20 protein-coding genes, 1 tRNA gene and 1 other RNA gene are annotated in these 23,556 nt (G+C 50.8%); 20 read left to right on the forward strand and 2 right to left on the reverse strand.

From position 1 onward, the window contains the following. The first annotated feature begins 15 nt into the window (after positions 1–15). The 7 genes from rapZ to VK70_RS23040 all read left to right on the forward strand — a co-directional run bounded on the left by rapZ (position 16) and on the right by VK70_RS23040 (position 6,079). Positions 16–915, forward strand: coding sequence for an RNase adapter RapZ (gene rapZ / locus VK70_RS23010; RefSeq protein WP_025695845.1), 900 nt, complete (start codon positions 16–18; stop codon positions 913–915). A gap of 57 nt (positions 916–972) precedes the next feature. Next, a complete protein-coding gene (locus tag VK70_RS23015; protein ID WP_144415355.1) occupies positions 973–1,914 on the forward strand; it encodes a gluconeogenesis factor YvcK family protein in 942 nt (313 codons plus the stop codon). Between the two features lie 5 nt (positions 1,915–1,919). Beyond that, positions 1,920–2,849, forward strand: coding sequence for a DNA-binding protein WhiA (gene whiA, locus VK70_RS23020; protein ID WP_025699201.1), 930 nt, complete (start codon positions 1,920–1,922; stop codon positions 2,847–2,849). Between the two features lie 96 nt (positions 2,850–2,945). Then, positions 2,946–3,215, forward strand: a complete 270-nt coding sequence (locus VK70_RS23025; protein ID WP_025332700.1) for an HPr family phosphocarrier protein — start codon at positions 2,946–2,948, stop codon at positions 3,213–3,215. 246 nt (positions 3,216–3,461) lie between these two features. Then, positions 3,462–4,217, forward strand: a complete 756-nt coding sequence (locus tag VK70_RS23030) for an SIMPL domain-containing protein (RefSeq protein ID WP_025699203.1) — start codon at positions 3,462–3,464, stop codon at positions 4,215–4,217. A 35-nt stretch (positions 4,218–4,252) separates the two neighbouring features. Beyond that, complete coding sequence (locus tag VK70_RS23035) at positions 4,253–5,338, forward strand: DUF3298 and DUF4163 domain-containing protein (RefSeq protein WP_025699205.1); 1,086 nt, start codon at positions 4,253–4,255, stop codon at positions 5,336–5,338. A 102-nt stretch (positions 5,339–5,440) separates the two neighbouring features. After that, positions 5,441–6,079: a GDSL-type esterase/lipase family protein gene (locus tag VK70_RS23040; RefSeq protein WP_025699206.1), complete on the forward strand. Its 639-nt coding sequence runs from the start codon at positions 5,441–5,443 to the stop codon at positions 6,077–6,079. Positions 6,080–6,159: 80 nt separating this feature from the next. On the opposite strand, the gene clpP is transcribed toward VK70_RS23040, so the two are convergent. After that, positions 6,160–6,756 carry an ATP-dependent Clp endopeptidase proteolytic subunit ClpP gene (clpP, locus tag VK70_RS23045; protein ID WP_025690091.1) on the reverse strand — a complete coding sequence of 199 codons (597 nt, stop codon included), beginning with the start codon at positions 6,754–6,756 and terminating at the stop codon, positions 6,160–6,162. Positions 6,757–6,970: 214 nt separating this feature from the next. Beyond that, positions 6,971–7,045: transfer RNA gene (locus VK70_RS23050), tRNA-Arg, on the reverse strand. Positions 7,046–7,306: 261 nt separating this feature from the next. Between VK70_RS23050 and VK70_RS23055 the strand changes: the two genes are divergently transcribed. From VK70_RS23055 to VK70_RS23110, 13 genes are all read left to right on the forward strand, one after another. Further along, positions 7,307–8,383: a sugar-binding transcriptional regulator gene (locus tag VK70_RS23055; RefSeq protein WP_025699208.1), complete on the forward strand. Its 1,077-nt coding sequence runs from the start codon at positions 7,307–7,309 to the stop codon at positions 8,381–8,383. Positions 8,384–8,474: 91 nt separating this feature from the next. Continuing rightward, positions 8,475–9,485 (forward strand): type I glyceraldehyde-3-phosphate dehydrogenase, encoded by a 1,011-nt coding sequence (gene gap / locus VK70_RS23060; RefSeq protein WP_025699210.1) that lies wholly within the window; start codon positions 8,475–8,477, stop codon positions 9,483–9,485. Between the two features lie 240 nt (positions 9,486–9,725). Beyond that, the gene (locus VK70_RS23065) at positions 9,726–10,907 is read left to right on the forward strand and encodes a phosphoglycerate kinase (protein ID WP_025699212.1); all 1,182 of its coding nucleotides are present in this window, start codon (positions 9,726–9,728) and stop codon (positions 10,905–10,907) included. A 26-nt stretch (positions 10,908–10,933) separates the two neighbouring features. Further along, positions 10,934–11,689, forward strand: coding sequence for a triose-phosphate isomerase (tpiA, locus tag VK70_RS23070; protein ID WP_025690096.1), 756 nt, complete (start codon positions 10,934–10,936; stop codon positions 11,687–11,689). Continuing rightward, the gene (gene gpmI / locus VK70_RS23075) at positions 11,689–13,233 is read left to right on the forward strand and encodes a 2,3-bisphosphoglycerate-independent phosphoglycerate mutase (RefSeq protein ID WP_025699214.1); all 1,545 of its coding nucleotides are present in this window, start codon (positions 11,689–11,691) and stop codon (positions 13,231–13,233) included. The genes tpiA and gpmI overlap by 1 nt, the downstream gene beginning before the upstream one ends. Before the next feature lie 75 nt (positions 13,234–13,308). Further along, positions 13,309–14,595: a phosphopyruvate hydratase gene (gene eno / locus VK70_RS23080; RefSeq protein WP_025699215.1), complete on the forward strand. Its 1,287-nt coding sequence runs from the start codon at positions 13,309–13,311 to the stop codon at positions 14,593–14,595. Between the two features lie 218 nt (positions 14,596–14,813). Continuing rightward, complete coding sequence (gene secG / locus VK70_RS23085) at positions 14,814–15,047, forward strand: preprotein translocase subunit SecG (RefSeq protein ID WP_025690100.1); 234 nt, start codon at positions 14,814–14,816, stop codon at positions 15,045–15,047. A 170-nt stretch (positions 15,048–15,217) separates the two neighbouring features. Then, positions 15,218–18,040 carry a ribonuclease R gene (rnr, locus tag VK70_RS23090; RefSeq protein WP_046723802.1) on the forward strand — a complete coding sequence of 941 codons (2,823 nt, stop codon included), beginning with the start codon at positions 15,218–15,220 and terminating at the stop codon, positions 18,038–18,040. Between the two features lie 279 nt (positions 18,041–18,319). Further along, positions 18,320–18,841 carry a sigma-70 family RNA polymerase sigma factor gene (locus VK70_RS23095; protein WP_025699465.1) on the forward strand — a complete coding sequence of 174 codons (522 nt, stop codon included), beginning with the start codon at positions 18,320–18,322 and terminating at the stop codon, positions 18,839–18,841. Beyond that, positions 18,838–19,971, forward strand: a complete 1,134-nt coding sequence (locus VK70_RS23100) for a DUF4179 domain-containing protein (protein WP_025699466.1) — start codon at positions 18,838–18,840, stop codon at positions 19,969–19,971. Before VK70_RS23095 ends, VK70_RS23100 begins: the two co-directional genes overlap by 4 nt. 248 nt (positions 19,972–20,219) lie before the next feature. Next, a complete protein-coding gene (smpB, locus tag VK70_RS23105; RefSeq protein ID WP_025699468.1) occupies positions 20,220–20,699 on the forward strand; it encodes an SsrA-binding protein SmpB in 480 nt (159 codons plus the stop codon). 229 nt (positions 20,700–20,928) lie between these two features. Further along, positions 20,929–21,293: a transfer-messenger RNA gene (gene ssrA / locus VK70_RS27515) on the forward strand. Positions 21,294–21,656: 363 nt separating this feature from the next. Beyond that, positions 21,657–23,516, forward strand: coding sequence for a hypothetical protein (locus tag VK70_RS23110; RefSeq protein ID WP_025699470.1), 1,860 nt, complete (start codon positions 21,657–21,659; stop codon positions 23,514–23,516). The last annotated feature ends 40 nt before the right edge of the window (positions 23,517–23,556 follow it).

Consider the following 23,556-nt stretch of genomic DNA (forward strand, 5'->3'; position numbering starts at 1 on the left):
GGGAGGGGAAGCTTGATGACCGAAGAGGAGAATACTCCGTCGGCGGCGGCCACCCTGATCATAATTACCGGAATGTCGGGAGCGGGCAAGACCATTGCCGTGCAAAGTCTCGAAGACCTCGGATTTTTCTGTGTTGACAATCTTCCGCCCGTTCTTATCCCTAAGTTCGCGGAACTGATTGAGCAGTCTAAGGGGAAAATCGCGAAGGTAGCGCTTGTTATTGACCTGCGGGGCCGCGAGTTTTTTACCGCTTTGTCGGAATCGCTAAGCTTTATCAAGGATCACTTTACGATCGGCTGCGAGATTCTGTTTCTTGATGCTACCGATTCCGTACTGGTGCAGCGCTACAAGGAAAGCCGGCGGCGGCATCCGCTCGCTCCGAAGGGCCTGCCGCTTGATGGTATCCGGCTCGAACGCAAAATGCTGGAGGAGCTCAAGAATTCGGCTACGCAGGTTATTGATACGAGCAATATGAAGCCGGCCCAGCTCAAGGAGAAGATTGTCTCCCGCTACTCTCATCTTGGAAAAAGCACGCTCTCCGTTAACATTACCTCATTTGGCTTCAAATATGGCATTCCGATTGATGCGGACCTCGTGTTTGATGTGCGTTTTTTGCCCAATCCGCATTATGTGGATCATCTCCGGCCTCATACGGGACAGGATAGCGATGTTTACGAATATGTAATGAAGTGGCCCGAGACGCAGGCATTTCTGAAGAAGCTGCTGGATATGCTTCAATTTCTGATTCCCCAATACCGTAAGGAAGGCAAGGCCCAGATCATCATCGGCATCGGCTGCACGGGCGGCAAGCATCGCTCGGTGGCCATTTCGGAATATTTGGGCAAAATGTTGGGGGTCAGCGAGACGGAAACGGTATCGGTCAGCCACCGGGATGCCGAACGCGACCGGCATTAGGAGAGAAGGGGTATAATCGTGGCTGAACATTCGGGACAGCGTCCGCGGGTCGTCGTTATGGGCGGCGGAACCGGACTGTCCGTTATGCTTCGCGGCTTGAAAGAGATGCCGCTTGATATTACGGCTATCGTAACGGTAGCCGATGACGGGGGAAGTTCAGGCATACTCCGCAGCGAGCTGCAGATGCCGCCGCCGGGTGATATCCGCAACGTCCTGACGGCAATGGCGGATGTCGAGCCGTTGATGGCGGATATTATGAGGTATCGCTTCAGCAGCGGGGAGGGTCTTGCCGGACACAGTCTCGGTAATCTGATCTTAGCCGCGCTTACCGATATATCGGGTGATTTCGTCACAGCCGTCCGCGAGCTGAGCCGGGTATTCGCCGTAAGGGGAAGGGTGCTTCCGGCGGCCGGGGAAGCGGTAGTGCTGAATGCGGAAATGACGGATGGCCGCATCGTGACCGGAGAATCCAAAATTCCGGAAGCCGGCGGCAGGATCAAGCGGGTCTATCTGGAGCCGCCCGCTGTCGAGCCGCTGCCTGAGGCACTGGAGGCGATCAGGTCTGCCGATGCGATACTGCTCGGTCCCGGCAGCCTGTATACCAGCATTCTGCCGAATCTGCTTGTGCCGAAGCTGGCGCAGGCGGTTGTCGCCTCCAGTGCCGTCAAGATGTTCATCTGCAACGTGATGACCCAGCCGGGGGAAACCGACGGCTATACGGTAAGCGACCATTTGCAGGCGGTGTACGATCATATCGGAATGCACTTGTTCGATTATGTCATCGTTAATAATGGTGAAGTTCCGCCCGAAGTGCAGCGCAAATACGCTGAACAGGGCGCCCGCCCGGTCGAGCTGGACATGAAAGCCATAGAAGATCAGCGCTATAAGCTGATTGCCGACAAGCTGGTATTATTCCGCACCTATTTGCGGCATGATACGGATAAGCTGAGCCATCACATTTATCAGCTGGTTCAGGATTGGATAACACGAAAGAGGTGAGAACCTTGTCTTTTGCGGCACTAACCAAAAAAGAACTGACGATGGTCGAGAGCGGGCCCTGCTGCGAGAAGGCGGAAATGTCGGCGCTGATTCGGATGAACGGATCGGTGCAGCTTTCTAACAAAAGGATTGTTCTCGACATCTCAACGGAGAATGCCGCGATTGCAAGGCGGATTTATTCCTTGCTTAAGAAATATTACCACGCTCATACGGAGCTTCTCGTGCGTAAAAAAATGCGTTTGAAGAAAAATAACGTATATATCGTCCGAATCCCCGCTGGCGTTGAAGAGATTCTGAAAGATCTCAAAATCGTCTCGGAGGGCTTCGTATTTACAGACGGAATTGACAAAAGCATTGTCCGGAAGAACTGCTGCAAACGCGCATACCTGCGAGGTGCCTTCATGGCGGGAGGTTCGGTGAACAATCCGGAAGGCTCATCTTACCATTTGGAGATCGCCTCCATGTATGAGGAGCACTGCAAAGCTTTGGTCGAACTGGCGGGGGAGTTCCATCTTAACGCACGCTGTATTGAGCGCAAGAAGGGGTTCATCCTGTACATCAAGGAAGGCGAGAAGATCATCGAGTTCCTGAATCTGATCGGCGCCCATCAGGCGCTGTTCAAATTTGAAGATGTCCGGATTATGCGGGATATGCGGAATTCCGTCAACCGGATCGTCAACTGCGAGACCGCCAATCTTAACAAAACAATCAGCGCGGCGGTGCGTCAGATTGAGAACATCAAGTTTCTGGAGAAGGAAATCGGCCTGGACAACCTGCCAGACAAGCTGCGGGAAGTAGCGGAAGTCCGGCTTGCTCATCCCGATATCAATCTGAAGGAAGTCGGCGAGATGCTGAAGGGAAGCGTCAGTAAGTCCGGCGTTAACCATCGGCTCCGTAAAATCGACGAGCTGGCGGAGAAGCTGCGCGGCGAATGATATTTTTTTCTAGTGTCGTTTAGGTTATAATGATATAATATGATAAAATTTACTGTGAAATTTTTGGGCACATCTTAATTAGGGGGTAAGCGTTTCATGACAAAGCACCCGGTAGTCGTCCGGTTAAAGACGGGGCTCCATGCTCGGCCGGCAGCACTGTTCGTACAGGAAGCGAACAAGTTCTCATCAGAGATTTTCGTTGAAAAAGACGATAAAAAAGTTAACGCCAAAAGCATCATGGGGATTATGAGCCTTGCAATCAGCTCCGGCACGGAGATTTATATCAGCGCAGAAGGCGCGGACGCCGATCAGGCCGTAACCGCTTTGACGAGTCTTGTCAGCAAGGAAGAGCTGGAGAATCAATAACAATATCCGCAGCACAGCCCTATTTATGGTATGGCCGAGAAGAAACGGATGCTGTCCTCTCTGAGGAAGGTATCCGTTTTTCGTTGAAATACAGGTCAAAGATAAGAGTGAGCTTATACTTTTTTGAATTCCCAAAAAGCCCTTCGGGGCTTTTTTATATTGCGTATCGATGCAACATTTGCCATGCTGGCCCGTCTAGTAGGTATATTGATAATCATGCAAAATCTACAGAGGAGGATGGACCAAATGAAGGGATGGATCAAGCCGGCCGTGGCGATGTTTGTTGCGGGAAGCCTAATGGTAGGAGGGATGACGCTGAGCGGTTCATTGGATAAGCCTGAGAAGGCCTACGCTGAAGAGGTGCAGAAAAATACAGTCAGTGTCGTAGGAAAGGGAGAATTGTCGATGAAGCCGGATATCGTCTATCTGTCGATCGGAGTCGATACATCAGCGTCAACCGCCCAGGAAGCCCAGAAGACCAATGGAGCGAAAATTCAAAAATTGACGGCGCTGCTTAAGAATACGTGGAGCATTAGTGAGAAGGACATCCAAACTGCGGAGTTCTACGTTCAGCCGAATTACACGTATAACGAAAAAGAGGGCCAGCAGGTTAAAGGTTATAACGCGCATCATGTTCTGCGGGTCGCCTATCGCGATCTGGCCAAGGTGGGAGCGCTGCTGGACGCCGCTTCCGAAGCAGGCGCGAACAATATCGGCAACGCCCTTTTTGCGGTGGAGGATACCTCGGCCTTTGAAGCGCAAGTCATTGAAAAGGCGATGGCCAACGCCGACGTGAAAGCGGCCGCGATCGCCAAAGCTGCCAAGAGGACGCTCGGACAGGTGCTGACCGTCAGCCAGAACGACGGAGGCACGAATCCGGTATTCCGTGAAGAGAACGCCAAAGTTATGTTCAGTGCCGCTGACAGCGCAGGCGGAACTGCAGTCCAGCCGGGAGAGGTAAAGATTACGACGCAGCTTAGCGTTATCTATCAATTAAACTAGCAGGGACGCGTGCTCAGAAAGGAAGGTAACATGCAATGAAGAGCAGACTTGCACGCAAATGGGGAGCCGGAATGATCGCATTCGGAATGCTGCTGGGAGGGACGCTTCTTCCTGAAGGAACGGGCTTGGCGGCACCGGTTAAGACACAGGCCGGATATACCCTAATTACCTTGAAATTGAACGGAACCGTTACCCCACAGCAGGGCATTTACCGGGAGGGAAAAGTATGGATTCCAATAACATTTCTGAAGAATGTACTGGGTATGCCGATCTCTTATAGCAAGGCGGAAAGTGCCTACACGATCGGGCAGGGAGTCCGCCAAACGAAGCTGATGGTCTCAGATTACGGAATTTATCTGGCAGTTAACGGCTATTACATCAACGAGTATGAAGGCCGCAATTTTAATAATCATCTCTACGTCCCATTCGGTCTGCTGAGCGACTATTTGGGCTACCGTGGAGACTTTAACCCCTCATCCGGCAGGCTGAACCTAATGAACAGGCCGCTGAACGCGCTGACGATAACGACGGAGACATACGCCAAGGAGACAGAGGGAGCAGCCATCCAACTGGATTATCCGCAAATTTCAGGACTCGCGAGCGCGTCTGTGCAGCAGAGCATCAATGATGCGCTAAAAAAGGCAGCCATGAGCTTTGCAGCCGACGCCGGACAAGCGATTACCGAAAAAAACGAACAGGACCGTCCGTACGAGTTCGACTCGAATTACGTGGTGACCTATAACCAGGATGGCGTGCTTAGCCTGGTCATGAGCCAATACAGCTATACCGGGGGCGCCCATGGAATGACGGTACGCCAGGCGTTTACTTTTTCGCTTAGGGACGGCAAGCGTCTGCTGCTCGGCGATTTGTTCGGAGCCAATCCGAACTACAAAAAGCTGCTGAACGAGAAGATCGGCAAGCAGCTCAAGGCGGATGCAGGTTATTTTGGCGGCTTTAACGGCCTGAATACCGAGAAATATTTCTATCTTAAAGATGGCCGGGTCGTGCTCTTCTTTCAGTTATATGAATATACGCCATATGCCGCAGGCTTCCCAGAGTTCACCTTCACCTTTAAAGAACTGCTTCCGAATGGAAACAGCCCGTTCGCCGGCATGAAATAGTCTTCGGATACCGGATATTTCCCCGTTGCGCGCGCCGTATACCGTTCATATGCTAAATGGTGACCGAGCTATATAGCGCGATAGCGCGAGAGGGGGGATACCATGGTTTACCACTATACGGCGATCGGCGATTCGCTGACGACCGGATTCGGAGCGATGCCAGGCAGCGGCTTTGTTCCCGTATATAGGCGGATGTCGGAGGTTTCGCTTCGTAATTTTGTCGCCTATACGAATCTGGGGATTAACGGCTTGACTACAGCCGAACTGGAGCAGCGTGTCCGGTATAACCCAATGTTTCGCCAGTCGCTTCGCGAAGCGGATATTATCACGATTTCGATCGGGGGCAACGATTTGATCCATGCCGCCAAAGCGGCGGCTGGACGCGCTAACCCGCCATCTTCCATTTTCCAGGCTGCCCTGAAGGAATCCCGGCAGCATTTTGCCGGCATTATGGGGCAGATTTATCATGCAAAGGCCGGGGCGGGCAAGCCTTACATTATCCGGATCGTCGGATTATACAATCCGTATCCTCAGATGGCAGAGGCTTCGGGATGGGTGCGGCAGTTCAACCGCCAAATGGCTCAATATAATAACCGGGTATGCGGCTTTGCCGATATTTACGGAGCGTTTGCCGGACATGAGCGGGAACTGCTTTCTATCGATAATCTCCATCCTAACGGAAAAGGGTACCGTATCATTGCCGAGCGGCTGCATAACCTTGGATATGGCAATCTGCAGTGAATCTAAGGACGAAAAACACCCCTTGCTCACGTTCATGGGCAAGGGGTGTTTGTGTGTTCGTGAAGGTTTGCCAGGTGTTATTACACGCTGACAGACTGCGGCTTTTCGATAACTTTATCAACAAGGCCGTATTCGGCGGCATCCGCGGCACTCATGAAGTAGTCACGGTCTGTGTCCTTCTCGATGCGCTCAAGCGGCTGACCGGTGCGTTCTGCCAAAATACGGTTCAGCTTATCGCGCATTTTCAGGATGCGGCGGGCACGAATTTCAATATCCGTAGCCTGCCCTTGAGCACCGCCCAGCGGCTGGTGAATCATAATTTCGCTGTTCGGCAGCGCATAGCGCTTGCCCTTCGCTCCGGCGTTAAGCAGGAAGGCGCCCATGGAAGCGGCAAGTCCGACGCAGATCGTGGAGACATCCGGCTTGATGTACTGCATCGTATCAAAAATCGCCATGCCGGCAGTGATGGACCCGCCTGGGCTGTTAATGTATAAAGAAATATCTTTTTCCGGGTCCTCGGCGGCCAGGAAGAGCATTTGTGCGATGATGGAATTGGCTACCACGTCATTAACCTCAGTTCCAAGGAAAATGATGCGGTCCTTCAACAGGCGGGAGTAGATGTCATAAGCCCGCTCGCCTCGACTGCTTTGTTCTACGACCATAGGAATATAACTCACGTGGAAAACCTCCTTAAATTAGATCTTCAAAAATGGATTTCGTTAGAGCATTTCTTCTTAACTGTTACCGTATTACCCACATGATAAACAAATTCAAACAAAAAGTCAAAGAAAGTCAAACGAAAAGTCAGAGAAAGTCAAACCCGTCATAAAAAAAAGCGCCAATCCATGGCACTCTGTGTTAAATAATCAAGGTTTGGTTAAACAAATAATGTGGCGCGCCCGCCAAGAATCGAACTTGGATCTCAGGCTTCGGAGGCCTACGTCATATCCATTGGACCACGGGCGCAACAGAAATTATTATAATATAAAATTTCGACTAATGCAACACTTATTAATCATACAGGTCATAGAGACCGGATCTTCGCCGCAGATTACTGCAGGTTCATGTATAAGAAGAAAAGAGGGTGCGAATTCTACTTTCGGAGCCCTTGCGTTCAGGGGAATATTTGGGTAGAATACTTAGTGGGACTTAAAAAGTTATCCCGGGACGTTTTAAGACCATAGAGAAGGGGCTAGAAGAGAAAGACGAAGTTGCAGGAGTGAAAGCATGCGTGACCTATTAGAAATCCAAAAGCAGCTTCTGCCTGATCTCATGGAAACCCTCAAACGACGGTATACGATTCTTCATCAGATCCAGTTATCCGATATTATCGGCCGCAGAACACTCGCCGCATCGCTTGATATGACCGAACGGGTGCTGCGCGCGGAAACGGATCTGCTGAAATTGCAGGGGCTCATCGAGATCGAGAGTGTCGGCATGCGAATCAGCGATACCGGAAGGAAACTGCTTGACTTGCTTGAGCCTGTGGCCAAGAGCCTGTTTGGCTTGGATGATCTGGAAGAGAAAATTCGTTTGCGTTACGGTTTGAAGAAAGTCATCGTGGTTCCGGGCGATTGCGAAGTATCGACATTTGCCAAGAGAGAGCTTGGGAGGGCCGGGGCGAAAGCGCTTCTCAGCGTACTGCATGCAGATGATACGGTTGCCGTCACCGGCGGCTCGACGCTGTACGAATTGGCCGAGCAGATGACCTCTCCTCTATCTGTATCCTACCGGGATGCCTTGATTGTGCCAGCTCGCGGGGGCCTTGGAGAGAGCGTTGAATTTCAGGCTAATACTATTGCTTCGACGATGGCCAAACGGATTGGAGCTCACTATAGGTTGCTGCATGTGCCCGATTTGCTCAGTGAGGAAGCCTATCAGTCTCTGGCCCATGAACCGAACATTTCAGAAATCGTACAGATTATCCGCCGTTCGAGAATTATCGTGCATGGTATCGGTGATGCCTTGGAAATGACCCGCCGCCGGAGACTAAGCGAGGGGACTGTGGCCAAGATTAAGGACGCCGGCGCTGTTGCCGAATCCTTCGGTCACTACTTTAACGAGCAGGGCGAAGTGGTGCATTCCATGCTGACGATGGGGCTGCGCCTCGAGGATATCGTGCGGACGGAAATTGTAATCGGCATAGCCGGAGGCAAGCGGAAGGCCAAAGCCATTCACGCTGTGCTACGGTTCGGCCAGGAGGACATACTTGTCATAGACGAAGCCGCCGCGGCTGAAATCGTCAAGCAAATTGATGAACAGAACGCCGCAGCCACGCAATCTTCGCACTATGACGAGCACTAGCATTATTTTGCATCATACTTACATTGTTGTCTTGACAAACCCAATGGTTTGTCTTGAATAAATAAAAATGAATTTTAGGAGGAACTATTCAATGACTGTAAAAGTAGGTATTAACGGATTTGGACGTATTGGCCGCCTCGCATTCCGCCGTATTCAAGACGTGGAAGGAATCGAAGTTGTAGCGATCAATGACCTTACCGATGCCAAGATGCTGGCGCACTTGTTGAAATATGATACATCGCAAGGTAAATTCCAAGGCGACGTGGAAGTTCACGACGGATTCTTCAAAGTGAACGGCCAAGAAGTTAAGGTTCTGGCTAACCGCAACCCTGAAGAACTGCCTTGGGGCGACCTGGGCGTAGATATCGTTCTGGAGTGCACAGGCTTCTTCACTTCCAAAGAAAAAGCTGAGCTTCACCTGAAAGGCGGAGCGAAAAAAGTCGTTATCTCCGCTCCGGCTACAGGCGACATGAAGACTGTCGTTTACAACGTTAACCACGACATTCTCGACGGCTCCGAAACCGTTATTTCCGGCGCTTCCTGCACAACAAACTGCCTGGCTCCAATGGCTAAAGTCCTGAACGACAAGTTCGGCATTGTTGAAGGCCTGATGACTACAATTCACGCTTACACTGGCGACCAAAACACGCTGGACGCTCCGCATGCTAAAGGCGACTTCAGACGCGCCCGCGCTGCTGCTGAGAACATCGTTCCTAACACGACTGGCGCTGCCAAAGCAATCGGCCTGGTTATTCCTGAGCTGAAAGGCAAACTCGACGGTGCCGCTCAACGCGTACCGGTGCCTACTGGCTCCCTGACCGAGCTGGTTACAGTTCTGGGAAAAACTGTAACTGCTGACGAAATCAACGCAGCAATGAAAGAAGCTTCCGATCCAGAAACTTACGGATACACTGAAGACGAAATCGTATCCTCCGATATCAAAGGTCTGACTTTCGGATCCCTGTTCGACGCTACACAAACCAAAGTAATTACTGTTGGCGACAAACAGCTCGTTAAGACTGTTGCTTGGTATGACAATGAAATGTCCTACACCGCTCAACTCGTTCGTACGCTCGAACACTTCGCAAAACTGGCTAAATAATAATTCGAGATTTTATATAGCATCATCCATAGAGCGGAAACAGCAGTTTATTGTTTCCGCTCTTTTCCGAAATATTAAATAATCGCAGCATGCTATCGACTAATTCTATGATATAAGCTTTTTCGGAAAAACGGATGCCGTTCCTATAGAATGACGCAGCCGTTTCTTCTTGATGCAAACTCTGTGCGTTTGCCCAGAATTCCAAAAGTGGAACAATTTCGGGTATGGAGGGAAATAGTCATGAACAAAAAGAGTGTCCGTGATGTAGAAGTAACAGGCAAACGCGTATTCGTCCGCGTGGATTTCAACGTGCCGCTCGAAGACGGCAAAATTACCGACGATACGCGTATTCGCGAAACGCTTCCTACAGTTAAATATTTGATCGAGAATGGAGCCAAAATTATTCTGGCGAGCCATATGGGCCGTCCGAAAGGCCAATTTGTCGACTCCATGCGGCTGACTCCAGCTGCAGAGCGCCTGTCCCAGCTGCTCGGCAAACCGGTTGCCAAAGCGGACGAAGCGGTTGGCGACGCGGTAAAAGCAAAAATTGCCGAACTGAAAGACGGCGACGTTCTGGTGCTTGAGAATGTCCGTTTCTACCCGGGCGAAGAGAAGAACGATCCGGAGCTTGCGAAGCAGTTCGCCGAGCTGGCCGATCTGTTCGTCAACGACGCATTCGGCGCGGCGCACCGTGCGCATGCTTCGACTGAAGGCATCGCTCATTACCTGCCGGCTGTATCCGGACTTTTGATGGAGAAGGAATTAAGAGTATTGGGTAAAGCCCTCTCCAATCCGGAGCGTCCGTTCACCGCGATCATCGGCGGTTCGAAGGTTAAGGATAAGATCGATGTTATCGACAACCTGCTGACTCTGGCAGACAACGTGCTGATCGGCGGAGGCTTGTCTTACACGTTCTCCAAAGCTCAAGGCTACGAAGTCGGAAAATCCCTGCTCGACGAAGAAAAAATCGATACCGCTCTTGGCTTTATCGAAAAAGCAAAAAAACTTGGTAAGAACTTCCTGCTGCCGGTTGACGCTGTGGTAGCTGACAAATTCGGTGCCGATGCCAACACCAAGACCGTTGATATTTCCGAAATTCCAGCCGACTGGATGGGACTGGATATTGGTCCGAAGACTGCCGCGTTGTATGCTGACGTGATCAAGAACTCCAAACTGGTTGTTTGGAACGGACCTATGGGCGTATTTGAAATCGACATTTTCGCCGAAGGCACCAAAGCGGTGGCTGAAGCTTGCGCGAAAACTGAAGGATATACCGTTATCGGTGGCGGCGACTCCGCTGCAGCAGCCGAAAAATTCAAGCTGGCCGACCAAATGGACCACATCTCCACTGGTGGCGGAGCATCGCTTGAATTCATGGAAGGCAAAGCTCTTCCTGGCGTAGTGGCGCTGAACGACAAGTAAGACGATAGAGGGAGGCAAGCTCTGCTATGAGTAGAACACCAATTATTGCCGGCAACTGGAAGATGTTCAAGACTGTTCCGGAAGCCGAAGGCTTTTTCGCCGAAGTTAAAGGCAAGGCTGAAGTGGATGGCGTGGAAACGGTAATCTGCGCTCCATTCACCAATCTGCCGGCTCTGACAAAGGCCGCTCAAGGCACAAGCATCAAAATCGGCGCACAGAACCTGCACTTCGAGGACAACGGCGCTTATACGGGTGAAATCAGCGGTGTTATGCTGAAGGATCTCGGTGTAGATTATGTCATTCTCGGCCACTCCGAGCGCCGCGCTTATTTCGGCGAAACGGATGAAATCGTGAACAAGAAGATGCACGCGGCATTCCGCCACGGCATCACTCCAATCGTATGCGTAGGCGAGAAGCTCGAAGAGCGTGAAGCCGACCAAACGAAAGAAGTTTGCAAAGTGCAAACTGAAGGCGCGTTCCAAGGTCTTAGCGCGGAGCAGGCAGCTCAAACCGTTATCGCCTATGAGCCAATCTGGGCTATCGGTACCGGCAAATCCTCCACTTCGGCTGATGCCAATGAGGTTATCGCTTACATCCGCAGCCTGATCAAGGACTTGTATGACGAAGCGACTGCCGAAGCTATCCGCATTCAATATGGCGGAAGCGTTAAGCCGGAGAACGTTACCGAATATATGGGCCAAAGCGACATCGACGGTGCTCTCGTCGGCGGCGCAAGCCTGCAGCCGGGTTCCTTCGTTCAACTTGTTGAGGGGGCGAAGTAATGTCAGCACCAAGACCAGTAGCACTGATTATCCTGGACGGTTTCGGACTGCGCGATACTGTGGAGGGCAACGCCGTTGCTCAGGCGAAGAAGCCTAACATCGACCGCTACCTGAAGCAGTACCCGTACACGACTCTTAGAGCTGCCGGCGAAGCCGTAGGACTTCCGGAAGGCCAAATGGGCAACTCCGAAGTGGGGCATCTTAACATTGGTTCAGGCCGGATCGTATACCAGGACTTGACCCGCATTGATAAATCCATTCGCGAAGGAGATTTCTTCGAGAATGAAACGCTGGTGGGAGCGGTGAAACACGCCAAATCGACCGGCAAAAAGCTTCACCTGTACGCGCTGGTATCCGACGGAGGGGTACACAGCCATATCAATCATCTGTACGCCATGCTGGAGCTGGCCAAAAAGGAAGGGCTGAACGATGTATTCATTCACGCCTTCATGGACGGCCGCGATGTACCGCCAAGCAGCGGTCAGAAATTCATCGAAGCTCTTCTTGCCAAGATCGAGGAAGTTGGCGTAGGCAAAATCGCTACGGTATCCGGACGTTACTTCGCGATGGACCGCGACAAACGCTGGGACCGCGTGGAGAAGACGTACCGCGCCATGGTTTATGGCGAAGGACCGAAATTTTCGGACGCATTGCAGGCGATCACAGCTTCGTACCAGAATTCCGTGTATGATGAATTCATTGAGCCTTGCGTTATCGTGGACAGTGAAGACAAGCCGTTAACAACTATTGAAAGCGGCGATTCCGTCGTATTCCTGAACTTCCGCCCGGACCGTGCCATTCAGCTGTCCCAGGTGTTCACGAACGCCGATTTCCGCGGCTTTGATCGCGGACCGCTGTTCCCGAAGGATCTTTATTTCGTCTGCCTGACCACATTCAGTGAAACGGTTCAGGGCTATGTGGCCTACGGACCGAAGAATCTGGATAACACGCTTGGCGAAGTGCTCGTACAGAATAACAAGAAGCAGTTGCGCATTGCGGAGACCGAGAAATATCCGCACGTAACCTTCTTCTTCAGCGGCGGACGCGACGTGGAACTGCCGGGAGAGACCCGTATTCTCATCAACTCCCCGAAAGTCGCGACTTATGACCTGCAGCCTGAGATGAGCGCTTACGAAGTGGCCGCGGCCTGTGTGGCCGAGATCGAAGCGGACAAACACGATGCGATTATTCTGAACTTCGCCAATCCCGATATGGTTGGACATTCCGGCTTGCTGGAACCGACGATCAAGGCGGTTGAAGTGACAGACGAATGTGTTGGCAAAGTGGTAGACGCCGTTTTGGCCAAAGGCGGGGTAGCTATCATCCTTGCCGACCACGGCAACGCGGACATGGTATTCGATGAAGAAGGCAAACCGTTTACGGCGCATACAACCAATCCGGTTCCGTTCATCGTGACCGCTGAAAATGTTGAGCTTCGCGAGAACGGCATTCTTGCGGATGTGGCGCCAACGATCCTTGATCTGATGGAAATTCCGCAGCCTGCGGAAATGACCGGAAAATCCATGATCGCCAGCCGTAAATAATAGGGCAGACTGTAAAGTGCAGGACCAAGCTTTAAGCAAGACCAAAATTTCGTTAATGAAGGAGAATGAACTCAAATGACTATTATTTCCGACGTATACGCACGCGAGGTACTTGACTCCCGCGGTAATCCTACTGTAGAAGTTGACGTTTACCTGGAATCCGGCGCTAAAGGCCGCGCTATCGTTCCTTCCGGCGCTTCCACCGGCGCTCACGAAGCCGTTGAGCTTCGCGACGACGACAAATCCCGTTACCTGGGCAAAGGCGTTCTGAACGCAGTTAAGAACGTTAACGAAATCATCGCTCCTGAAGTGATCGGCATGGACGCTCTGGACCAACTGGGCATCGACAAAGCCATGATCGCTCTGGACGGAACGCATAACAAAGGCAAACTGGGTGCTAACGCCATTCTGGCTGTTTCCATGGCTGTAGCCCGCGCTGCAGCGGACGATCTGGACGTGCCTCTGTACACTTACCTTGGCGGATTCAACGCTAAGCAGCTTCCGGTTCCGATGATGAACATCGTAAACGGCGGCGCTCATGCCGACAACAACGTTGACGTGCAAGAGTTCATGATTCTGCCTGTAGGCGCACCAAACTTCAAAGAAGCTCTGCGTACCGGCGCTGAAATCTTCCACAACCTGAAGTCCGTACTGAAAGGCAAAGGCCTGAACACTGCAGTTGGCGACGAAGGCGGCTTCGCTCCTAACTTCACTTCCAACGAAGACGCTCTGTCCTCCATCATCGAAGCGATCGAAAAAGCCGGTTACAAACCGGGCGTAGACGTATTCCTGGGTATGGACGTTGCTTCCACCGAGTTCTTCAAAGATGGCAAATACCATCTGGAAGGCGAAGGCAAATCCTTCACTTCCGCTGAGTTCGTAGACCTGCTGGCTTCCTGGGTTGACAAATACCCGATCATCACGATCGAAGACGGCTGCTCCGAAGACGACTGGGAAGGTTGGAAGCTGCTCACCGAGAAACTGGGCAATAAAATCCAACTGGTTGGTGACGATCTGTTCGTAACCAACACCGAGCGTCTGGGCAAAGGTATCGAAGAAGGCATCGGCAACTCCATCCTGATCAAAGTTAACCAAATCGGTACGCTGACTGAAACCTTCGACGCGATCGAAATGGCAAAACGCGCAGGCTACACTGCTGTTGTATCCCACCGTTCCGGTGAGTCCGAAGACAGCACGATCGCTGATATCGCCGTAGCTACCAACGCCGGCCAAATCAAAACGGGCGCACCTTCCCGTACAGACCGTATCGCCAAGTACAACCAACTGCTTCGCATCGAAGACGAACTGGGCGAACTGGCTCAATACAACGGCCTGAAATCCTTCTACAACCTGAAAAGATAATAAGATTCACCCGAATCTTATGAATAGCTAGAGCAATAGGGACTGCTTCCCGGTCATTGAATGATCGAGGGGCAGTCTTTTTCTATTGATATGCCTGGTCATTGCAGCCGAATTAAGTTGTATTGCTCCCGGCTGTATGATACAATAAAAATGCTGTTTATGAATCGTGAGTATTAACTTTCTATAGATAGTGATGCTTAGCGTAGGAGGTGGAATGAATGGAAATTTTTTTGAAAGTGTTGCTTCTGATTTTTTCTATCGGTCTGATTACGGTGGTTCTGCTGCAAAAAGGCAAAAGCGCAGGCCTCGCGGGCGCCATCTCCGGCGGAGCTGAGCATCTGTTCGGTAAGACGAAAGCGCGCGGTATGGAGCTGGTACTCCAGCGTGTGACGGTAGGACTAGCGGCGGGATTCTTTATCCTGTCCATTATCGTCGCCGTTGTGATTAAATAAAACAGACGAATGGAACCTTCGCTCTTCTTACGATGGAGCGGAGGTTTTTTTGTAATCGGCGGAAAGGGATGCCAAGGATTGATTTCGTGTATACTAGGGTATGAAGTATTATAGACGATAGCATACATATCAGCCGGCGGCCTGCGCCGCGGTGGGCCGAGGTGACGAAGATGATAACGCAAGAGAATTTGCTGGACTTCATGCGGGAAACCGCTTATAAACCAATGACTTATGAGGAACTTATTGATCACTTTCATTTTACGGGAGAAGAGGAGCTAAAGGCATTTAACGATCTGCTAAGCACCCTGGAGCAGGATGGGCGGATCGTGCTTACACGTACCGGACGGTACGGTGTGCCGGAGCGGATGGACCTGCTGCGCGGCCGCCTGCAGGCTCATGCGAAGGGCTTTGCTTTCCTGATTCCCGATGACCGGGAGCATCCCGATGTATACATTCATGCAAACGATATTAAAAGCGCCATGAACGGCGACATCGTGCTTGTCCGCGTAACCTCGCGAAGCCATGGCGGGGGCCGGATGGAAGGCGAAGTCGTGCGCATCGTCCGCAGGGGCGTGCTGCAGACTGTTGGCGTATTTCAAAATTTGGAGACTTACGGCTTTGTGCTGCCGGATGATAAGCGGATTAACCGCGATATTTTTATCCCGAAGGAATCATTTAACGGCGCGGTTGACGGGGAAAAAGTCGTTGTCCGCATCGTGAACTATCCAGAGGGACGCGCGGCGGCGGAAGGGGAGATTATCGAGATCCTGGGACATAAAGACGATCCCGGCGTTGATATTTTGTCCGTCATCCGCAAGCATCAGCTGCCGGAGATTTTTCCCGAAGAAGTCATGGCAGAGGCGAACGGAGCGCCGGACTCCATTACGGAAGAGGAAATTGTGAAGCAGGGCCGCCGCGACCTGCGGGACTTGAATATTGTAACCATTGACGGTGAAGACGCCAAAGACTTGGATGACGCGGTTAATGTCGCCCGTCTGGAGAACGGCCATTACAAGCTTGGCGTGCATATTGCCGATGTCAGCTATTATGTGCGCGAGAACTCGGCGCTGGATAAGGAAGCGTATGACCGGGGGTGCAGCGTCTATCTTGTAGACCGGGTGATTCCGATGCTGCCGCACCGTCTGTCGAACGGCATCTGCTCTTTGAATCCGCAGGTGGACAGGCTGACGATGTCCTGCGAGATGGAATTCGACGAGAATATGAAGGTCGTGAAGCATGATATTTTTACCAGCGTAATTCGCACCAAGGAGCGGATGACTTACACCAACGTCCGCAAAATTCTGTTATATGAAGAGCCCGAACTGCTGAAGCGCTACGCTCCGCTGATTGAGGATTTTCAGCTGATGCGCGAAATTGCGATGAAGCTTCGGGATGCGCGGATGAAGCGGGGAGCCGTTGACTTCGACTTCCAGGAAAGCAAAATCATTGTTGACGAGAACGGCAAAGCCGTTGATATCGTAAAAAGAGAGCGCTCGATCGCCGAGCAAATCATCGAGGAATTCATGCTGGCGGCGAACGAGACGGTGGCCGAGCATTTTCACTGGCTGAAGGTGCCGTTCCTATACCGGATTCATGAGGACCCCGATCCCGAGAAGCTGCAGAACTTCATGGCGTTCGCGGCCAACTTTGGCCATCACGTTAAGGGGCGCGGTAATTCCGTGCATCCCCGTGCGCTGCAAAAGCTGCTGGAGGACATTCAGGGAACGAAGGAGCAGACCGTTATTAGTACGATGATGCTCCGCTCCATGAAGCAGGCGAAGTATGACGCGGAGAGCACGGGCCACTTTGGACTGGCGGCAGAATATTACTCTCACTTTACGTCACCGATTCGGAGGTACCCCGATCTGGTTATTCACCGGGTCATTCGCGAGGTACTTGAGGGCGGCGGGGCGCTCAGCGAGAAGCGTCATGAGTATCTGGCGAGCCGGATGCCGGACATCGCTCAGCAGTCCTCCGAGCGCGAACGCGTAGCGGTGGAAGCGGAACGGGATACGGACCAGCTTAAAAAAGCGGAGTACATGCTGGACAAGGTCGGCGAGGAATTCGAGGCGATGGTCAGCAGCGTGACCAGCTTCGGTATGTTCGTCGAGCTGGAAAATACCGTCGAAGGGCTGATCCGGCTGAGCCATCTGACGGATGATTACTATCACTTCGACGAGGGTCATATGGCGCTCATCGGCGAGCGCACCTCGAAGGTGTTCCGCATTGGCGATGAGGTGAAGATCCGCGTCGCCAAGGTGAACATGGACGACCACACGATCGACTTCGAGCTGGTCGACATGAAGCCGCGCGCGGCAGGCGAGCGCCGCAGCGGGGGCTTTGGCGGTGGCGGCCGGAACGGCAAAGGCGGCCACGGCGGCAAAGGCAGCCGCGACCGCAGAGGCGGCCACGGCGCGACGGCCGGAGGCGGCAAGGGCCGCACCGGCGGTAAGGGCGGAGTCGCCGCCGGTCCGGGGGGCCGCGGCAAGCGCGGCCGCAGCGTACACGGCGCCGGTCAGGCCGGAGGCGGCGCGGCATCCGGCGGCGCCGAGCGTGGCGGCCGGGGGCGCAGCGACGACGCGAAGGCTGGCCGAGGCCGAGGCGACGGCGCTATCGCCGCCGGCGGCGAGCCGGGCGCTGGCGCGCGCAGCCGGAAGGGCGAAGCCGGAGATGCCGGCGGTTCACGCGGCATCAGCTTCGGCTTCGGCTCCGGCAAGGGCGGCTACGGCGCCCCGCCTAGCGGGCCGAATGGGCGCGGCGACGTGTACACCGGCATCGGCGGTGACACGAAGTTCCGCGCCCGCGAGGACCTTGGCGGCGATTTCGGCGGCGGTAAAGCGGCTGGTGGAAAAGGCCGCCGCAAGAAGAAGTCGAAGAGCGGCGTCTTCATCGGGGAATCCGTAACGCCGGGCAGCGTCGAGGCCGCCGCAGGTTCCGGCTCTAAACACGGTAACGGTGAAGGAAGGAAGCGAAAGAAGAAAAAGCAAAAGTAACCTGAACATAAAAGCGGAAGCGTCAAGCTCCGTATGGGATTCCGGAACGATTACACGCTTCTTGGATAATGACCGCCGCCGAGGAGTCGGGCGGGTTATCGGCTGCGAAAGACCCCATTGCCGTCGCTAGATGGACAATGGGGTCTTTGTTTTGTGCTGTCATCCGATGTGGGATGGCGGAGGACAGCCGTGTACATGATGTTTTTTAGAGTATGTACAACGTTTTATGGCGCTGCTCCGTCTTATCTGTAGAAAGGCTGGAGAGGAGAGGGGGAGGCCATGTTCAGTGCGGAGATGACAAAGGTCACTTTGGCCGGCGTGGGGACCGAGGCGCAGTTTAGCGATGCTGTCAGGCTGCACCGGGAGCTGCTGTATGGGATTGCCTGCAGCTACTTGCGCAACCGAAGCGACGCGCTGGAAGCGGTCCAGGAGGCGATCTGCCGGGCTTGGATTAAACGAACAACGCTGAAAGATCCCAATGCGTTCAAATCATGGATCATTCGGATTCTAATCTACGTCTGCATCGACGAGCAGCGGCGTAGAAAGCGCACGGTTCCGCTGGAGGACAAGGATCTGGCCGGACAGGTGACGGATATCGGACACGGGCGGCTGGAGATGCTGTTGGTGCTGGAGCGTATCAAGCCCAAGTACCGCCATGTGCTGCTGCTCAAATATTATAATGACCTGACGATCCCGGATATAGCGGCGATTCTGCAGAAACCGGAAGGAACGGTGAAGACCTGGCAGCATAAAGGACTGAAGCAGCTGCGTGCGATGATGGAAGAGGAGGAACGAGCATGACGATGAACCGGGAAGAGCGGGCGATGCTCGCGGAGGCGGCGGACCTGCATGGAAGCAGGCCGCATGGGGACGACGCGATTCAGATGCGGGACATCGAGGAAGCCATCCGGCGTGCCGGAGGAAGAGTAAGGAAACGGAGGCATGCCGGGGGTCTTGCAGCAGCGGTCGTCGCGGCAGCGGTGGCGGCTGGGTTGTTCGCAGGGCCCGGTAGCCCTTTGCCCGCAACGTTCCAGGCTACGGAGGCCGGTCCGGCCAGTGATGTGCCGAAGGGGCTGGCGCCATTTTTCTCGTGGAATCCGGATACCATTCCAAGTACGCTGAACTACGCCTGGAGGCATCGCTATGTTCAGCCGCTTGATGTAAAAGCCAGTCAGGACGGATACGGCATTGTCGTCCATGGCGTGATTGCCGACCGCAATCAGATCATGCTGCTGTATACAGCGACGTCCGCGCCCAATCGGGAGATCTACGGGATCTCTGATCTGAAACTGAGCAGCAGTTCCACCGGCGCGGCGATGGACAACGGAAACTATAGCTCATACATCAATCAGCGGGAGCGGAGCAATCTGCAGTCTTACCGGGGAATCAGCAAAATCAGCCTCGACCCCGCCGCCATCGCCGACCGGCCGAACCGGATCTGGGCCGATTTTCAGATCGGGGCGGTGCCGGCCGGCCGGACGAAGGGATGGAACCACTCGGACATGTCCATCGTCAAATTCTCACCAAGGCTGAAAGTGGCGATCGACCTCGATCCGAGGTTCTGGCAGGCCGAGCCGGTGACGGCGCTGTCGGAGCAAACCGTGACCACTCAGGGTCACGCCCTCCGGGTCAAACTGGAGGCCTATCCGATCAGCACCAGGGTGACCTTCCTGATGGATGACACGCTGCTTAAGGATGCCGATTTCAAACAGTCCTTCGTGCTCTCAAACGAGTACCTGTTCTCGATGTATACCCTGGATAAGTGGAATCGGGAAGTGCAGCAGATCGGGTCCTCGGTTGGCGATTGGATGGAGGAAGGGTTCCAAATCGTGATAGACAGCCGTTTTTCCATGGATAAGCCGAAGTCTGTCCGACTAAACTTCCCGAAGGCGCCGGGAACGCCGGATCTGATCTTTAACCTTAGTCCGTAAACCGGCGCTGCTTGCTGTGGTGAGGCATTGATGCCGAAGTGAATGCTGCCATACCTGAGGCGAGGTAAGCCCATGCTCCCTGTAATCCGGATGCTGTCCGGATGCCGCTGGCGGGCTAGGGCTTTCCTTGCGTTTATAGGAACGCTTTTGATACAATATAAGTCTAGTGCCTACGGTCCTGAACGTATCATGAAGCGGCTGGATGCGGGGGCGACTTGTTTTAATATTCGGTTCAAGGAGTGATTGTCATGGGTAAAAAAGCAGACGGGAAAGTGCTCGCCCAGAACAAAAAAGCTTCCCATGATTATTTTATCGAAGACACCTACGAGGCGGGCATGGTGCTGACGGGAACGGAGATCAAATCGCTGCGCAATGGCCGCGCAAATATCGGGGATGCGTTCGCCACGATCCGCGGCGGCGAGATTTTTGTGCATAACATGCATATCAGTCCATTCGAGCAGGGCAACCGCGCCAATCCGGACGATCCGACACGCACGCGGAAGCTACTGCTGCATAAAGAACAGATCAGTAAGCTGCTCGGGCACTCCAAGCAGGAAGGGTACACGATAGTACCGCTGAAGGTCTACGTACGCAACGGCTACGCCAAGTTGCTTCTGGGCATCGGCAAAGGGAAGAAACAGTACGACAAACGCGACTCCGCCGCCAAACGCGACGCGCAGCGCGATATCCAGCGGGCATTGCGGGAGAAGCAGAAGGTCGCAAGATAAACGACAAATCTGGAGTTGGAACCTCGGGCGCGCTCTTGTTCAGGCAGCGTCGGTGGCAATCTTCGCCTAAGTTTCCTGCAAGATCTATGTGATTATGCTGCAAAATATGATATACTCTTTTATGTAAGACTTAATGCTTCAGATCTCTTTTCGCCTTATGGCGTGAAGGATAATGGATACGAATCGCTCTTGCCGGCGGTTCCCTTGATCCAGGAAGCCCTTTTAATGAGGGGCCGTTTTTGGATTCGACGGGGGTAGTTCGAGCATGAGTAGCGAGTAGTGGGGACGCGTCCGCTTCATCAACGCTAAAGCCAATTAAACGGCAAACAAAACAACAACTTAGCTTTCGCAGCTTAATAACCTGTGAGCTAGCTCCTACCTTCCATCGCCCATGTGGCGGGCTAGGGGCTCAATTTTAGTGGGATACGCCGCTTGGTCTCCGCCTGGGGTCAACGGAAGAAGATAATCAGGCTGACCCTTTCGAGATCCGGTGACGGGGAGCTTGATCGGGTGACATCAAATCTGTCACTACACTCGTAGAAGCTTATGTGGCGTTATCTTCGGACAGGGGTTCGACTCCCCTCGGCTCCATATGGAGTAAGTAAAGACACCTTTAGGGGTGTCTTTTTATTTTTGATGTAAGGGAAACAGGGGGATAAATTATCGGTTATGAGGTTCTGCGTATTTTTGTTGTCACATTTTTTCATTGGAGGTTCGTTCGTTAACCCGAATGAAGAATGATTGTTTTCATTAATAAATATTATTTCAACTCATGTCCCTCATGTTAGGTTATAGTTTAGTAAGCTCAATATTATTTGAACAAACTACACAAATAAGAAAGTATCTGGATAATCAGTTTACAAATATCTAGTAAAAACAAGGTGTTATTTTATTATACTTACATAAAAATTCTGCGTTTTTTTCGATATTATATATAGGCCTGGGGAGGGGACTGCATTGATTTTCAAAAAACTTCTTTTAATAGATAAACTACTGATATCAGAACTATATCGAAAGAATGTACAGAGTAGTTTTTGGATCAAGCTAGTAAGATTTGATATTTTAGTTTTAATTATTAGTTTTTCTATTATTTTTTTGCCTTGGCCGTTAGAGCTACTAATTTTTATGATTGTGCTTATACCATATCTAAGGCTAACTATAGTAAAAACGAAGAGGCTGGTGAATTGGAAAGAAAAAATAGATAATTGTTTGTTTATCTATATGAATAATAATGATTACGATCAGAGTGCCCGTGAAAGATATTTCAAAGAATTATTCTCTATTGTTGTTAGATATATAATTATTGTTGTGTTCATACTTATATTTTTGTACAATAAATTCTCTTACTACTTTCCAGCTTTATCCATGGAATTACGGAACTCAATTGAGCTTTATTTAATGATATATTTTCTGAGTGTCCCCTTGTTTTGCAAGTTATCCATAAAAGCTAAAAGTTTACGCAAACAATTGAGTGTGCTTTTTCTCACTAACCCGGTAATTTTATTGTTTTTGATTTTTTTATTGATAGGGCAAATACCTGTACAAGATCCACGGGATATTCTCTTTTTTGGATCTGGACCGGTAGGTAGTTTTCTCTTGATCTTCACCCAAGCAGGAATAGATAAAAAATTTATTGTAGATTGTCTAATATATGCAATAATACAACAAGTTTTATTCTCAGTCATCCAACCAGCATATAGAGTAGAGAGAGGAAAGCTAGCAGTAGAGATAATAGCATTTACCTTTGGTGTTATATCATTAGTGGGGCTTTTCGTTTCTACAGAGATTTCTTCCATATTATATAAATATATTGAGAAGACAGCATATTTAGGAGAAGATTATTTTAAGGCAATAGGTATAGCAAATCCCCAAGAATTTAAACTCTTTTTCGAGACAACATTTAAATATATTTTACTGCCATCATCGTTCTGTTCAACAATTCCTTTAATAATATTTAAATTTAGAGAGTATTCTAATAAAAACAAAGGAAATAAATTGTTTGAGAAAATTTCAATCATTGAAGATAGTCTAGAAAAATCAAAAAATTTAAAAAAGGCAATTTATTTTGGGGGTAGCTCTATAAAAAACTTGATTTTGGTGAGCCCAAATTTCCAAAGTGAACATGAGGTATTAATAAGCAAAAAATATAAAAAGACGAGTCGATTAGTAAGAAGGTATAGACGAATTAGAAGGAAGATCGGGGAAAATTTATACAAAAAATTGAATTCATTAAAACTTATGTGTTTAAAGTGCAAATTGGGAATATTAGATTTAAAAGAATCATTCAAGGAAGCAGCAAAAATAATATCTACTAATTGGAAAAATAAAAGAAGATCATTTTGTATCTCTATATTTTTTGTTTTTATTATTGGTACTGCAATTTATTACTTCTTGTTAAAATTTTATACAAGAGAGAATATTGACTTTATTAAATCCACCTTTTTGGGTCTAATTACAATTATATATAACGAGTATGTTGGATGGTTTAGAGGTAATTATGATTTAGCGAATTATTCAATATTAACTATTTATTATGGAGTATGCACTTTATATTTTTGTATAAAGAAAATAAGAGCAAAAAAAGTGGTCATACTAGATAAGGGCAACACTATAAGAATTGTAGTGCACTTAATATTATTTTCGTTTTTGTTCTTGGTAGGGCTTCGAAATTATTATAACTATATTTTTCATTTAGTTCTAAGTTTTACAATTTTTCATTTGTTATGGTTCTTAAGTTACTTGAACGATCTTACATTAGAAAAGAGCCATCAAAAAGATAATAAGCAATTTTATAAAACTGAGGATAAAAAAAGTTAAATTTAAATCAAGTGGAATAACTTATACATTCATAAGTGTA

This window comes from Paenibacillus durus ATCC 35681, from assembly GCF_000993825.1.
Lineage (GTDB): Bacteria > Bacillota > Bacilli > Paenibacillales > Paenibacillaceae > Paenibacillus_AQ > Paenibacillus_AQ durus_B.

Coding starts and splice junctions, on each gene's coding strand:
- rapZ (WP_025695845.1), top strand. CDS start 16: ATGACCGAAGAGGAGAATACTCCGTCGGCGGCGGCCACCCTGATCATA.
- VK70_RS23015 (WP_144415355.1), top strand. CDS start 973: ATGGGCGGCGGAACCGGACTGTCCGTTATGCTTCGCGGCTTGAAAGAG.
- VK70_RS23025 (WP_025332700.1), top strand. CDS start 2,946: ATGACAAAGCACCCGGTAGTCGTCCGGTTAAAGACGGGGCTCCATGCT.
- VK70_RS23030 (WP_025699203.1), top strand. CDS start 3,462: ATGAAGGGATGGATCAAGCCGGCCGTGGCGATGTTTGTTGCGGGAAGC.
- VK70_RS23035 (WP_025699205.1), top strand. CDS start 4,253: ATGAAGAGCAGACTTGCACGCAAATGGGGAGCCGGAATGATCGCATTC.
- VK70_RS23040 (WP_025699206.1), top strand. CDS start 5,441: ATGGTTTACCACTATACGGCGATCGGCGATTCGCTGACGACCGGATTC.
- VK70_RS23055 (WP_025699208.1), top strand. CDS start 7,307: ATGCGTGACCTATTAGAAATCCAAAAGCAGCTTCTGCCTGATCTCATG.
- gap (WP_025699210.1), top strand. CDS start 8,475: ATGACTGTAAAAGTAGGTATTAACGGATTTGGACGTATTGGCCGCCTC.
- VK70_RS23065 (WP_025699212.1), top strand. CDS start 9,726: ATGAACAAAAAGAGTGTCCGTGATGTAGAAGTAACAGGCAAACGCGTA.
- tpiA (WP_025690096.1), top strand. CDS start 10,934: ATGAGTAGAACACCAATTATTGCCGGCAACTGGAAGATGTTCAAGACT.
- gpmI (WP_025699214.1), top strand. CDS start 11,689: ATGTCAGCACCAAGACCAGTAGCACTGATTATCCTGGACGGTTTCGGA.
- eno (WP_025699215.1), top strand. CDS start 13,309: ATGACTATTATTTCCGACGTATACGCACGCGAGGTACTTGACTCCCGC.
- secG (WP_025690100.1), top strand. CDS start 14,814: ATGGAAATTTTTTTGAAAGTGTTGCTTCTGATTTTTTCTATCGGTCTG.
- rnr (WP_046723802.1), top strand. CDS start 15,218: ATGATAACGCAAGAGAATTTGCTGGACTTCATGCGGGAAACCGCTTAT.
- VK70_RS23095 (WP_025699465.1), top strand. CDS start 18,320: ATGTTCAGTGCGGAGATGACAAAGGTCACTTTGGCCGGCGTGGGGACC.
- VK70_RS23100 (WP_025699466.1), top strand. CDS start 18,838: ATGACGATGAACCGGGAAGAGCGGGCGATGCTCGCGGAGGCGGCGGAC.
- smpB (WP_025699468.1), top strand. CDS start 20,220: ATGGGTAAAAAAGCAGACGGGAAAGTGCTCGCCCAGAACAAAAAAGCT.